At 69.9% G+C, this 12,558-nt stretch carries 11 protein-coding genes; 8 read left to right on the top strand and 3 right to left on the bottom strand.

All coding sequences use genetic code 11. The features are described 5' to 3' along the window. Window positions 1-26 precede the first annotated feature (26 nt). The gene (locus ACFC1K_RS15845) at window positions 27-1,364 is read left to right on the top strand and encodes a class II 3-deoxy-7-phosphoheptulonate synthase (RefSeq protein WP_375872316.1); all 1,338 of its coding nucleotides are present in this window, start codon (window positions 27-29) and stop codon (window positions 1,362-1,364) included. 413 nt (window positions 1,365-1,777) lie between these two features. Further along, a complete protein-coding gene (locus ACFC1K_RS15840) occupies window positions 1,778-2,734 on the top strand; it encodes a hypothetical protein (protein WP_375872315.1) in 957 nt (318 codons plus the stop codon). A 383-nt stretch (window positions 2,735-3,117) separates the two neighbouring features. On the opposite strand, the gene pknB is transcribed toward ACFC1K_RS15840, so the two are convergent. Together pknB and ACFC1K_RS15830 are read right to left on the bottom strand one after the other, a co-directional pair. Beyond that, window positions 3,118-5,073, bottom strand: coding sequence for a Stk1 family PASTA domain-containing Ser/Thr kinase (gene pknB / locus ACFC1K_RS15835; RefSeq protein ID WP_375872314.1), 1,956 nt, complete (start codon window positions 5,071-5,073; stop codon window positions 3,118-3,120). 80 nt (window positions 5,074-5,153) lie between these two features. Then, a complete protein-coding gene (locus tag ACFC1K_RS15830; RefSeq protein ID WP_375872420.1) occupies window positions 5,154-6,305 on the bottom strand; it encodes a LysM peptidoglycan-binding domain-containing protein in 1,152 nt (383 codons plus the stop codon). 215 nt (window positions 6,306-6,520) lie between these two features. On the opposite strand from ACFC1K_RS15830, the gene ACFC1K_RS15825 reads away from it, so the two are divergent. Then, entirely contained in the window at window positions 6,521-6,871 is a 351-nt protein-coding gene (locus tag ACFC1K_RS15825) for an Rv2175c family DNA-binding protein (protein ID WP_310290292.1), read from the top strand. Window position 6,872: 1 nt separating this feature from the next. On the opposite strand, the gene ACFC1K_RS15820 is transcribed toward ACFC1K_RS15825, so the two are convergent. Next, a complete protein-coding gene (locus ACFC1K_RS15820) occupies window positions 6,873-7,919 on the bottom strand; it encodes a polyprenyl synthetase family protein (protein ID WP_375872419.1) in 1,047 nt (348 codons plus the stop codon). Window positions 7,920-8,030: 111 nt separating this feature from the next. Between ACFC1K_RS15820 and ACFC1K_RS15815 the strand changes: the two genes are divergently transcribed. From ACFC1K_RS15815 to ACFC1K_RS15795, 5 genes are all read left to right on the top strand, one after another. Then, a complete protein-coding gene (locus ACFC1K_RS15815) occupies window positions 8,031-8,396 on the top strand; it encodes a DUF3040 domain-containing protein (RefSeq protein ID WP_310290296.1) in 366 nt (121 codons plus the stop codon). 197 nt (window positions 8,397-8,593) lie between these two features. Next, window positions 8,594-9,025: a division/cell wall cluster transcriptional repressor MraZ gene (gene mraZ, locus ACFC1K_RS15810; protein ID WP_056367092.1), complete on the top strand. Its 432-nt coding sequence runs from the start codon at window positions 8,594-8,596 to the stop codon at window positions 9,023-9,025. A 106-nt stretch (window positions 9,026-9,131) separates the two neighbouring features. Continuing rightward, entirely contained in the window at window positions 9,132-10,100 is a 969-nt protein-coding gene (rsmH, locus tag ACFC1K_RS15805) for a 16S rRNA (cytosine(1402)-N(4))-methyltransferase RsmH (protein ID WP_310291758.1), read from the top strand. Beyond that, window positions 10,097-10,699 carry a hypothetical protein gene (locus ACFC1K_RS15800; protein ID WP_310290302.1) on the top strand — a complete coding sequence of 201 codons (603 nt, stop codon included), beginning with the start codon at window positions 10,097-10,099 and terminating at the stop codon, window positions 10,697-10,699. Before rsmH ends, ACFC1K_RS15800 begins: the two co-directional genes overlap by 4 nt. Before the next feature lie 68 nt (window positions 10,700-10,767). Then, window positions 10,768-12,552 carry a peptidoglycan D,D-transpeptidase FtsI family protein gene (locus ACFC1K_RS15795; RefSeq protein ID WP_375872313.1) on the top strand — a complete coding sequence of 595 codons (1,785 nt, stop codon included), beginning with the start codon at window positions 10,768-10,770 and terminating at the stop codon, window positions 12,550-12,552. Window positions 12,553-12,558: the final 6 nt, after the last annotated feature.

Genomic DNA, 12,558 nt, shown 5'->3' with positions numbered 1-12,558 from the left:
CTGCGTCCCGCGGCTAGAATCGGGGGATGCTCCAGCACCTCGACGCACTCGACCATTGGCGGACCCTGCCCATCAAGCAGCAGCCGCAGTGGTATGACGCGGACGCGGTGGCGGAGGCATCCGCGGAACTCGCGACCCTGCCGCCGCTCGTCTTCGCCGGTGAGGTCGACAACCTCCGCGACCGCCTCGCGCGTGCCGCGTCGGGCAATGCGTTCCTGCTCCAGGGCGGCGACTGCGCCGAGACCTTCGCCGGGGCGACCGCCGAGCAGATCCGCAACCGCATCAAGACGGTGCTGCAGATGGCCGTCGTGCTCACGTACGGCGCCTCGATGCCCGTCGTCAAGATGGGCCGCATGGCGGGTCAGTTCGCGAAGCCCCGTTCGAGCGACACCGAGACCCGTGGTGACGTCACGCTGCCGGCCTACCGCGGCGACATCGTCAACGGCTACGACTTCACCGAGGCGTCGCGCAAGGCGGACCCGAGCCGGCTGCTCAAGGGCTACCACACGGCCGCGTCGACCATCAATCTCATCCGCGCGTTCACGCAGGGCGGCTTCGCCGACCTCCGCGAGGTGCACTCCTGGAACAAGGGCTTCGCGTCGAACCCCGCCAACCAGCAGTACGAGCGCCTCGCGACCGAGATCGACCGCGCCATCAAGTTCATGGAGGCCGCCGGCGCCGACTTCGACGAGCTGAAGCGGGTCGAGTTCTACACCGGTCACGAGGGCCTGCTCATGGACTACGAGCGGCCCATGACGCGCATCGACTCGCGCACGAACACGCCGTACAACACGTCGGCGCACTTCCTGTGGATCGGCGAGCGCACCCGCGAACTCGACGGCGCGCACGTCGACTACTTCTCGAAGATCCGCAACCCCATCGGCGTCAAGCTCGGCCCGACCACGTCGCCCGACACGGCGCTCGCGCTCATCGACAAGCTCGACCCGAACCGCGAGCCCGGCCGGCTGACGTTCATCACGCGCATGGGCGCCGGCAAGATCCGCGACGCACTGCCGCCGCTCCTCGAGGCCGTGAAGGACTCGGGCGCGACCCCGCTGTGGGTGACCGACCCGATGCACGGCAACGGCATCACGACCCCGACCGGCTACAAGACGCGTCGCTTCGACGACGTCGTCGACGAGGTCCGCGGCTTCTTCGAGGCGCACCGCTCGGTCGGCACGTTCCCCGGCGGCATCCACGTCGAGCTCACCGGGGACGACGTCACCGAGTGCCTCGGCGGCTCCGAGCAGATCGACGAGGCCACCCTCGCGACCCGCTACGAGTCGCTGTGCGACCCGCGCCTGAACCACATGCAGTCGCTCGAGCTCGCCTTCCTCGTCGCCGAGGAGCTCGAGAAGCGCTGACCTCTCGCGCCTGACACGAAGAAGATCCCGGATGCCTCGACAAGAGGCATCCGGGATCTCTCTGTTCCCGCCGCCTCCGCTGGCTCGCCCCCCGTCGTGTCCAGTTCCCGAGGTTCTGGCCGTCCGCGCGAGCCCTGGTCTTGATGCCGAGACCGCGCAGTAGCACCACCGGCGCAGGCTCGACGGTGCTGTTGTGACGTCTGGTCACGATTGCGTGGGGAGACGGATGCCTCGGCCCACAGCATCCGGAATCCTCGCCGCTCAGCGGTTCTGTGTGACGCCGTCCCGGCCCCCGGCAACGAGACCGCGCGATAGCACCGCAGACCTGGGGGCGACGGTGCTGTTGCGCGGTCTCGCGTCGGGGTTGTGGACAATCTCCGCTTCCGCTGACGCCGGCGCGGCAGGATCGACGGATGCCGCGCCGAAAACTCCCTGATGAGCTCAAAGGGTTCGCTTTCACGACTGCGGAGGCACGTGAGCTTGGCGTCGACCGGGGACGTTTGCGCGGGAGCGATGTCGTCAATCCGCATCACGGGATCCACATCGCGGCGGAGTCCGCGGTCGATGACGACATCATGGCTCGCTGCGAGCGGCTCATCCCTGCGTTGGGGTCGGCGCACTGGTTCAGTCATCGGACGGCGGCGCGCATCTGGGGGATTCCGCTCCAGCCGGCGTACTCGGCGACCGAAGGGCTGCATGTCCTGTCAGTCGGAACTCGCGTGGCGTTACGCCACGCCGGCGTGATCGGCTGGGTCACGGCTGCGGATCCAGTGCAGCGGGAGATGTTCGATCTGCTTCCGGTGGTCTCGCCTGCCGATGTCTGGTGCCAGCTTGCTCAGCGCGGCGCGGTCGTCGGCGGCGCGCTGATCGCGCACGAGTGGCTCGTCGCGGCCGCGGACTACCTCCTGACCGGTAAGCGGCAACCCGACGGGACGCGGGGCACACCGCGGTGCACCGTCGACGACCTGGAGGCCGCGATCGCCCGCCGTGGTCGAGGGAGAGGCACCGCCGCGCTCCGCCGGGCCCTCGTCGACGCCCGTTCTCCGGTGGACTCTCCGTACGAGACGCGGACGCGGCTCGGCCTGGTCGCACACGGGCTGCCCGAACCGCAGGTGCAAGTGCCGGTGGAGACCACTGAAGGGCGGCGGCACGCGGACCTGGGGTATCCGAGCCGGAAGCTGCTCATCGAGTATCAGGGGGAGGAGCACCGCAGCTCGCGCAAGAGGTGGCTCAGCGATCTGACACGCGTGCAGCTGTTCCAGGATGCGGGATACGAAGTCTTCCTGATCGGCGCCGACGACGTCGACCCGGACTGTTCCGCCCTCGCCGCCCGCGTGAGGCGCGCCCTGAGCCGCGAGACCGCACGATAGCACCGGGTCCTCGCGCCTTGTGGTGCTCTTGCGAGGTCTCGTCGCGATGGGCGGGAGATGAGTGGATGCTGCTGCCCGCGGCATCCCGCACCCCGGCCGTCTGGTGCGCCAGCGTCTGAGCCGCGAGACCGCACGATAGCACCGCGTCTGGGCGCCTCACGGTGCTGTTGCGAGGTCTCGTCGCGATGGGCGGGAGATGAGTGGATGCTGCTGCCCGCGGCATCCCCCACCCCGGCCGTCTGTTGCGCCCAGAGTCTGAGCCGCGAGACCGCACGATAGCACCGTGTCTGGGCGCCTCACGGTGCTGTTGTGAGGTCTCGTCGCGATGGGCAGGAGAGACCGCCTCTGCGCCGACCGCGCCCCGAGGGGGCGCCGGGAATACGTCAGAGGGCGGCGGCGATGCGCAGCGAGATGACGGTGCCCTTGGGCTGCATGTCGCCGGCGTCCGGCTTCTGCGACTCGACCTTGGTGAACGGGTCGGGGAAGGCGTCCCAGCGGTCGTCGTAGTCGATCGTGAATCCGGCGTCCGCCGCGGCCTGACGAGCCTCGGCCAGTGTCATGTCCTCGAAGTCGGGGACCTCGAACAGCGCGGGACCGGTCGACACGACGAGGGTCACGGTGTCGCCGGGCGCGAGCGGGCTGCCGTCCTCCTTGCCGATCATGCGGATGACGCGGTCGGCCTTCACCGAGTCGCTGGACTCGGTCTGACTGGGGTCGGCGACGACGAGCCCGAGACCCTCGAGCGTGCTGCGCGCCTTGCCTTCGCTCTCGCCCGAGACGTTCGGGATCGGCCCGAGTGACACCTGCAGACGTGCGGTGTCGCCCTGGTGGACGGTGCAGCCGTCCATGCACGCGACGTCCTGTGATCCGTCCTCGGGCGCACCCGCGGGGCGGATGACCACGCCGATCACGACATCCGGGGCGGCGTCGGTGAAGAACTTGGCGCTCTCGTCGGGCACGGAAACGGACTGGGCCTGGAGAGCCGCGCGCGCGTCGGCGTCGGGCATTCCCGAGAACGACGGGAACGTCGCCTCCTGCGGGCCGAGCGAGACGTAGACGTTCACCTCGGCGCCCTTGTCGACGCGGGTGCCCCCGCCGGGGTCGCTGCGGATGACCTGGCCCGTCGCGACCTCGAGGCTGTACTCGCCCTGCTGCACGGCGACGAGGGAGTCCTGCTGGAGGCGTGCGGATGCCTCGTCGAAGCTCATGCCCGTGACATCGGCGACGGCGACCATCGACCCGGGTCCGGATCCGAACCACCACCCGAGCCCGCCCGCCAGAGCGGCGAGCACGAGCGCGAGCACGATGAGCCAGGCGCCCCGGGACCGCCGGCGCTGCGTGGCGCGGCGGAGCCGGCCGGCGTTGTCGACCTCCGCCATCGTCGCGATGGGGCCGGTCGGGGTTCCGGGCAGCACCGCCGTGAGCTCGCCGGTCGCGGCGATGTCGTCGCGGACGATGCCGATCGGGCCGGTGCGGGTGACGACGGGGGAGATGCCCAGTTCGCGCTCGATGTCGTGCAGACGCTGGAGCATCTCGCGCGCATCGACGGGCCGCTCGTCGGGCGACTTCTCGGTCGCCCACAGCACGAGCTCGTCGAGCGGCTCGGGAACGCCCGGATTCTTGACGCTCGGGCGCGGCACCGAGTCGGTGGCGTGCTGGAACGCGATCTGCATCGGCTGCTCGCCCTTGTAGGGCTGCTCGCCGGTGAGCATCTCGTACAGCATGATGCCGATGGCGTAGATGTCGCTGCGGGCGTCGGCCGTGCCGCGCGTGACGAGCTCGGGGGCGAGGTACGCGATCGTGCCGAGCAGCTGCGCGCCCGACGCGGTGTTCGCGGTCGTGGCCCGGGCGAGGCCGAAGTCGCCGATCTTGATGCGGCCGTCCTCGGCGAGGAGCACGTTCTCGGGCTTGACGTCGCGGTGCACGATGCCGGCCTTGTGTGCGGCGGCGAGGCCCGACAGCACGGCGTCGAGGATCGACACCGCCTGCGGGATGGTCAGCCGGCGCTGCTCGCGCAGGAGCTCGCGCAGCGTGATGCCGGGCAGGTACTCCATGACGAGGTACGCCATGTCGCCGTCCTGGCCCTGATCGAACACGTTGACGACGTGCGGATCGGCGAGGCGGGCGGCCGCGCGGGCCTCCTGGATGAACCGGCTCTGGAAGACCGTGTCATCGCTCAGATGCGAGTGCATGACCTTGAGTGCGACCCGCCGCTCCAGGCGCAGATCGGTCGCCACGTACACCGTGGCCATCCCGCCCCGGGCGATGCGAGCACGCACCCGGTACCGGCCGTCGACCAGACGGCCGATCAGCGGGTCCGTCTGCTGACTCGTGCTCACCCTGAGAGTCTACGGATCCGCGCCTGCGAGCCGGCGGAGCGGCTCACCCGGCGAGACCGCATTGTGACGGATGCCTCGGCTCAGCCGAGCGCCGCGAGCCAGGAGTGGGCCGAAGCCTCCCACTTGGCATACGCGTCGGGGTACGCCGAGATCTGCACGGCCTGAGCGGCCTGCGTGAAGGTCAGGCTCTCCCAGCCGGGGATGTCGAGCAGTCCGCGCGTGCGCGACCCGTTGGGGTCGCCGGCGCCGCCGAAGAAGACGCGCGTCGCGCGCGCGGCATCCTGCACCTCCGCGGCGGTGCCCCAGCCGTGACTGGGACGCTGCTGGAACAGGCCGAGCGAATCGCGGTCGCCGAACGTCACATTGCGCAGCGACGACTCCTGCATCGCCGTGCCGAGGGCGATGGCGATGCCGCGGTTCGAGACGCCGAGTTCACGGCCGATGCGGACGATCAGCTGCGCATTGGCGGCCTGCTCGGCGGTGAGCCCGGGCACCGACGGCGCCGAGCCCGGGATCTTGATGGTCTGCCCCGGGTAGATGATCGACGACCAGCCGAGCCCGTTGGCCGAGAGCACGGCGTTCGTCGTCACGCCGTACCGCTTCGCGATCGAGCTGATCGTCTCGCCGGCCGCGATGGTGTGCGAACCGCCCGCCGACGTGTTCGGCGCGGGAGCGGGCGCAGGGGCAGGTGCCGGAGCGGGAGCGGATGCCGCGGGCGCGGCCGCGCCGGGGATCTTGATGGTCTGCCCGGGGTAGATGATCGACGACCAGCCGAGCCCGTTGGCCGAGAGCACCGCGTTCGTCGTGGTGCCGTGCCGCTTGGCGATCGCGCTGACCGTGTCGCCGCGCTGCACCGTGTACGTGCCGGTGGACGGGGCCGGTGCGGGGGCAGCCGGCGCCGGAGCGGCGGCGGCCGCCGCGCTGAGCTTGAGCACCTGGCCCGGATAGATGGTCGACGACCATCCGAGCCCGTTGAGCGCGAGCACGTCGTTGGTGCGGAGCCCGAAGCGCGCCGCGATACGGCTCACGGTGTCGCCGCGCTGCACGGTGTACGTCGCGGGTGCGGTCTCGGTGGTCACGCGAACGGCGGGCAGTGCGGCGACCCGGGGGACGCTCGCGGCCGTCGCACCGAACGTACGCGGCACGCTCAGGGGCGCAGCATCCGTCGTCGCCGCATGAGCGGGCACCGCCGACAGTGTCAGGGCGATCGTCCCGGCGACGGCCACCGGCACACCGGTGAGGAGCACGCGCGACGGGATGCCGGCCTGCTGGACACGACTCCTGGTACTGCGGACCTGTCGCACGAGTTTCCCCCCTCAGTCGACTCCGAGAACCGTGTCACGGATGTTTATTGGTGTCAACAGGTGTTATAGGGAGGGGTTTCTGTTACTGATGTGGCCAGAGTGCGGTGGACGAGTGCCCGATCCGATCTGAGATAGTTGCTTTCGTGACCTCTGACGCCGCTCCGCGCTTCGAGACCGATTGGCTCACCCTGCCCGACCTCGTGGAGGTGCTCGGCGAACCGCTCGGCCGCGTTCGCCGGCTGCTCGACGACTACTACCTCGTCGGGTCCAAGCGCGACGGCGTCTTCAAGGTGCCGTCGGTGTTCGTGGTCGACGGGCACCCCCTGTCGTCGCTGCGGGGCACCGTGTTCGTGCTGCATGACGCCGGCTTCTCGGACGACGAGGCGATCGACTGGCTGCTGTCTCCGGAGGAGTCCCTCGGCCATGCCCCGATCGAGTCGCTCCTCGCCGGGCGCAAGAGCGAGGTCCGCCGGGTCGCGCGCACCCTCGCCTGACTCAGGTCGTGCGGACGGTCGCGGCCCGCGCGAGGTCGCGCAGCTCTCCCACGGCCGCGTTGCCCAGCCGTGCCCCCGAGAGGGCGCGATCGGCCTCGTGGGCGTAGTCGGCGATGAGCCGCTCGACGCGGTCGAGCGCCCCGGTGTCGATGATCGTCCGCTGAAGTGACGCCACTTGGTCGGCGTCGAGATCGGGGTCGCCGACGAGCTCGTCGACGATGCGGCGCGCGGCGGGCGCGAGTGCCTCCCGGGCGTACGCGATGAGGACGGTGCGCTTGCCCTCGCGCAGGTCGTCGCCGGACGGCTTGCCGGTCGCGGCCTCGTCGCCGAACACGCCGAGCACGTCATCGCGCAGCTGGAACGCCATACCGAGCGGATGCCCGAACGCGGCCAGCGCGGCCGCTTGCGCAGCATCCGCTCCCGCGAGCGCCGCGCCGATCGCGAGCGGCTGCTGCACGCTGTAGCGCGCGGATTTGAAGGATGCCACGCGCAGCGCCCGCTCGGCGTGCCGGTCGTCGGGCTCGCTCGCGAACGCGGACTCCTCGGCGACGTCGAGGAACTGCCCGAGGGTGACCTCGCGGCGCATGAGCGCGTACTGGCCCCGCGCGGCCGAGGCGCGTTCGGGGGAGGTCTCGGCGAGGCCCTCCTCGAGGAGGTCGTCGCTCCAGGCGACGAGGAGATCGCCGAGCAGGATCGCGCCCGAGCGGCCGAAGGCGTCGGCATCGCCGAGCCAGCCCGCGCCGCGGTGTCCGGCCTCCAGGGCGCGATGCGCCGACGGGCGGCCGCGGCGCGTGTCGGAGTTGTCGATGAGGTCGTCGTGCACGAGGGCTGCCGCGTGGAACACCTCGAGGGCGGCGGCCGCGGCGATCACCGGGGCGGGTGGTGTGGCAGCAGGCCCCGTGGCTTCCTCCACTGCCCTCCACCCGGAGAGACAGAAACGTCCGCGAAGACGCTTTCCGCCGGTGACGGCAGCCGCCCCCGCGGCGACGAATCGCGCCGCTTCGGGGCCCGCGTCGGCCACACTCCGGCGTTGAGCCGAGATGAACATGTCCACTCGCTGGGAAATGGCTTCGATCGGCTCAACAGGGGCGGACACGGGCCTAGCCTAGTGAGGAACGGCACGCGTACAATCGAGCCACCGAAGTACAGAGGGGGAAGCATGCCACTCTCCGAACAGGAGCAGCGCCTGCTGGACGAGATGGAACGCCATCTCATGCGCAACGACGCGGATGTCGTCAGCGCGCCCCGCGACGGACGCACTCTGAGCTATCGCAACATCGTCTACGGCACGATCCTCGTGCTGCTCGGACTCGGCGGTCTCATCGTCGGGGTGTCGCAGCAGTTGATCGTCGTCGGCGTCATCGGATTCGTCGTGATGCTGGGCGGGGTGCTCCTCGCCGTCACGCCGGGCCGCGGTCCCGGCAAGATGCGCGTCGAGCCCGACCGGCCGGCCAAACCCCAGAACAGCTCTTCGTTCATGGACCGCATGAACGACCGCTGGGACAAGCGGCAGGAGGAGCGCTGAGCGTCCCCGCCGCCTGAATCGGCACGAGAAGCACCGACCTTCGGGTCGGTGCTTTTTTGTTGCCCGCGCGCCGCCCATACATCCCGCCGGGAGGGCCGTGGGGGAGCGCCAGATCACAAATCGGTAGCGAAGTGGAGGAGAGTGGAGTAAAGTGGCGCACAACCCGGGGGGCCGGACGAAGGGGGTGTGATGTACCGATGCTTTTGGGCACGCACACACCCAAGCTCGATGACAAAGGGCGCGTCATCCTCCCGGCGAAGTTCCGCGACGACCTTGGTGGGGGTGTCGTCGTGACGCGCGGACAGGATCGCTGCCTGTACGTGTTCAGCGAGAAGGAGTTCGAACGGGTGCACGACCGCATCCGCGAGGCGCCTCTTGCGAACAAGCAGGCGCGCGACTTCCTGCGCATGTTCCTCTCCGGCGCGAGCGCCGAGAAGCCCGACAGCCAGAACCGCATCACCATCCCCCCTCCGCTGCGCGCATACGCCGGCCTGGAGCGCGACCTCGTCGTCACCGGCGTAGGCGCCCATGCCGAGATCTGGGACGCCACGGCGTGGAACACCTACGCCGAGGCCAACGAAGAGAGCTACGCCGAGCTGGAGCAGGAGGTGATTCCGGGCCTGTTCTGAGCCCTCGGCCGTGACTCCCAGCTGCTCGTGCCCTGTCGCCACTTCCCCGGTGCCAGGTCGGAGCGGATGGGGATCAGGGCCTGGGGACCAGGACTGCCAGGTGATTATGAACCTGCGCGACATCCACACCCCGGTCATGCTGGAGCGCTGCATCGAGCTGCTGGCTCCCGCTCTCGAGCGCGACGGCGCCGTCTTCGTCGATGCCACGCTCGGCATGGGCGGGCATTCCGAGGCGTTCCTGCAGCGCTTCCCGAAGCTTCAGCTCGTCGGCCTCGACCGCGACACCGACGCCCTCCGCATCGCGGGGGAGCGTCTCGCCCCCTTCGGCGACCGCGTGCACCTCGTGCACACCGTCTACGACGGGATCGCAGATGCGGTGAGAGCCAGCGGGTTCGCCGCGGCTGACGGCATCCTGTTCGATCTGGGCGTCTCGTCGCTGCAGCTCGACGTCGCCGACCGCGGCTTCGCGTATGCACAGGATGCACCGCTCGACATGCGCATGGACCAGTCAGCGGGCACGACGGCGGCCGACATCCTCGCCACCTACGGCGAAGGCGATCTGCGGCGCATCTTCGAGCGCTACGGCGAGGAGAAGCTCGCGGGCCGCTATGCCCGTGCGATCATCGCCGCACGTGCCGAGGCGCCGATCGATCGGTCCGGCCGGCTGGTCGAGATCCTGCAGGCGGCGACACCGGCCGCCGTGCAGCGCACGGGGCACCCTGCCAAGCGCGTGTTCCAGGCGCTGCGGATCGAGGTCAACCGCGAGCTGTCGGTGCTCGAGCGCGCCGTGCCCTCGGCCCTCGGCATCGTGCCGGTCGGCGGCCGCATCGTCGTGCTGTCGTACCAGTCCCTCGAGGATCGCCTCATCAAGCGTGCGTTCGCCGAGGCTTCGGCGTCGACCGCGCCCCAGGGGCTGCCCGTCGAGCTGCCCGAACACGCGCCCAAGTTCCGACTGCTCGTCAAAGGTGCCGAGCTCGCCACCGACGAGGAGCGCGCGGTCAACCCGCGCGCGACGCCGGTGCGCCTCCGCGCCGCTGAGCGCGTGAGGCCCGAGCACGTGGAGGCCGCCTCATGAGCACGATCGCGAACGCCACGACCAGCGCCCGCCTCGGGCGGGCCGTCGCCCCGGAGCGGACGGATGCCCCGCGCCGCCGTCTACGGGTACTCGACGTTCCGGCCCGCCGCCGTCGTCCGAAGCTCTTCTACGGCATCGTCGCCGTGCTGGGGGCATTCCTCATCGGCGCCGCCCAGATGTCGCTGTCGATCATGACGACGCAGGGGACCTACGAGATCGCCGCCCTGACGAAGGAGCAGCGCGACCTCACCTACGAGAAGCAGATCCTCTACGACGACGTCGCGGGGCTCAGCTCGCCGCAGTACCTGGCGGCGAACGCGGCAGCCCTCGGCATGGTGATCAACGAGGCGCCCAGCTATCTGCGGCTGAGCGACGGGGCGATCCTCGGTCCGTCCGAGGTCGCCATGGGCACGTCGTCGGTCGACGCGATCGGCCGCGGATCCGTGCCCAACGCGCTCATCACGAACACGCCGCTGGTGACCGTGCCCGACGCCACGATCGACGGGCTGCCGGTCGAGGTCGCCGAGACGCCCGACGGCGGAGTCGGCAACACTCCGCCTCCGCTCACGGACGGACTGCCCACCCCGAGCACACACTGAAGCGACGACGCCGAGCCGAGAACCGATCGAGACGCCCCACTGCACGAGGCGCAGAGCACGAGACGCAGATGACGACACGAAGCACGAGAAGCCCCCGCCGCCGAACCGTCGTGGCCCTGGCAGTCGTCCTCGCGGTGCTCGCGGGATTCATCGTCCGCCTCGTCGACATCCAGGTCGTGAACGCCGACGACCACATCAAGGACTCGCTCGACGTCGCGTTCGCCGGCAAAGAGACGCTCTACGGCACGCGGGGCTCGATCGTCGACACGAACGGGCAGACCCTGGCGGGCAGCATCCTTCGCTACGACTGCCAGCTGTCTCCGCTGCTCATCACCCAGATCGACGAGCAGGTCCTCGAGAAGAAGTCGGACGACCGGCTGTGGGCGGACGTGTCCGACGACGTCGCGGAGATCACCGGCCAGACGCCCGAAGAGGTCCGTGCGATCGTCGGCACCGCTCTCGCGGAGGACCCGAACTCGCAGTACGCGGTGCTCAAGAAGGGGGTCTCGACCGAGCAGTTCCGCGCCCTGGCCGACCTCAAGACGCCCTACATCGCGTGCGTCTCGCACCCTGCGCGCACGTACCCCGACGGTGCGGTCGCCGGCAACCTGATCGGCTTCGTCGGCTCCGACGGCACGCCGCTCGAGAGCCTCGAGCGGTCGCAGAACGCCTGCCTCGCGGCGACCGACGGCACGCGGACGTACGAGAAGGGCAAGGACGGGGTCGTCATCCCGGGTACCGAGCAGGAGACACCCGCGACGGACGGTGGCACGCTGCAGCTGACGATCGACCGCGATCTGCAGTGGTACATGCAGCAGCTCATCGCCGAGCAGACGCAGACGATGGCCGCGCAGCGCGGCGCGATCCTCGTCTACGAGGTGAAGACGGGCAAGGTCCGTGCGGCGGCCGAGTATCCGACCGTCGACCCCAACGACTTCGAAGCCGCCGAGGTGAAGGACCGCACGAGCAGCATCTTCCTCGGCACGTTCGAGCCGGGGTCGACGTTCAAGGGCCTGACAGCGGCAACGGTCATCGACGCCGGGGGCCAGACCCCGAACTCCACCGTCGTGGCCTCGAGCCTCGAGAACTTCGACGGGGGCGCGCGCGTGCGCGACTCCTTCCAGCACCCGGCGAACACCTACACCCTCACCGGCGTGCTGATCGACTCATCGAACGCGGGCATCTCGAAGTTCAGCCAGAAGGTCGACAAGCAGACGCGCTACGACTACTTCAAGCGGTTCGGCATCGGCGACAGCACGGCCTCCGGGTACCCCGGTGAGGGCCAGGGTCTCATCTACCCCGCGGACCAGTGGGGCGCGCAGACCACTCTCAACACCTCGTTCGGCCAGGGCGTCACGACGACCATGCCCGAGCTCGCCCGCGCGTACGGCGCGATCGTGAACGGCGGCGTCAAGATGCCGCTGCAGATCATCGAGTCGTGCACGAAGGCCGACGGCACCGTCGTCGAGCCCGAGGTGGCGGAGCCGGAACGGGTCATCAGCGAGGGCACCTCCGCCGAGATGCGCGAGATGCTCGAGAACGTGTTCCTGCAGGCGCCCTACGCCAAGACGGTCGCGATCCCGGGCTACCGCCTCGGCGGGAAGACGGGCACCGGTGAGAAGAGCGACGGCCAGGGCAATTACAAGGCCGGTGTGTACTACACGACGATGGTCGGATTCGCCCCCGCCGACGACCCCGAGTACGTGGTCGTCGTCACGCTCGACGAGCCGACGAAGGTAACATCGTCTGCGGCCAACGCGACCGCGTTCCAGAAGGCCATGACCCAGGTTCTCAAGACCTACCGCGTCATGCCCTCGACGACGTCGCCGGAGCTGCTGCCCAAGTTCGGGTAGTGTCCC

This window comes from Microbacterium sp. NPDC056057 (assembly GCF_042266945.1).
GTDB lineage: Bacteria > Actinomycetota > Actinomycetes > Actinomycetales > Microbacteriaceae > Microbacterium > Microbacterium trichothecenolyticum_C.
This window is presented reverse-complemented; position numbering and strand designations above follow the sequence as displayed.

Excerpts from the sequence above, each read along its gene's own strand:
- ACFC1K_RS15800 (WP_310290302.1), top strand. The coding sequence starts at position 10,097 with ATGAGCACGATCGCGAACGCCACGACCAGCGCCCGCCTCGGGCGGGCC.
- ACFC1K_RS15815 (WP_310290296.1), top strand. The coding sequence starts at position 8,031 with ATGCCACTCTCCGAACAGGAGCAGCGCCTGCTGGACGAGATGGAACGC.
- ACFC1K_RS15795 (WP_375872313.1), top strand. The coding sequence starts at position 10,768 with ATGACGACACGAAGCACGAGAAGCCCCCGCCGCCGAACCGTCGTGGCC.
- ACFC1K_RS15845 (WP_375872316.1), top strand. The coding sequence starts at position 27 with ATGCTCCAGCACCTCGACGCACTCGACCATTGGCGGACCCTGCCCATC.
- mraZ (WP_056367092.1), top strand. The coding sequence starts at position 8,594 with ATGCTTTTGGGCACGCACACACCCAAGCTCGATGACAAAGGGCGCGTC.
- ACFC1K_RS15840 (WP_375872315.1), top strand. The coding sequence starts at position 1,778 with ATGCCGCGCCGAAAACTCCCTGATGAGCTCAAAGGGTTCGCTTTCACG.
- ACFC1K_RS15820 (WP_375872419.1), bottom strand. The coding sequence starts at position 7,919 with ATGTTCATCTCGGCTCAACGCCGGAGTGTGGCCGACGCGGGCCCCGAA.
- rsmH (WP_310291758.1), top strand. The coding sequence starts at position 9,132 with ATGAACCTGCGCGACATCCACACCCCGGTCATGCTGGAGCGCTGCATC.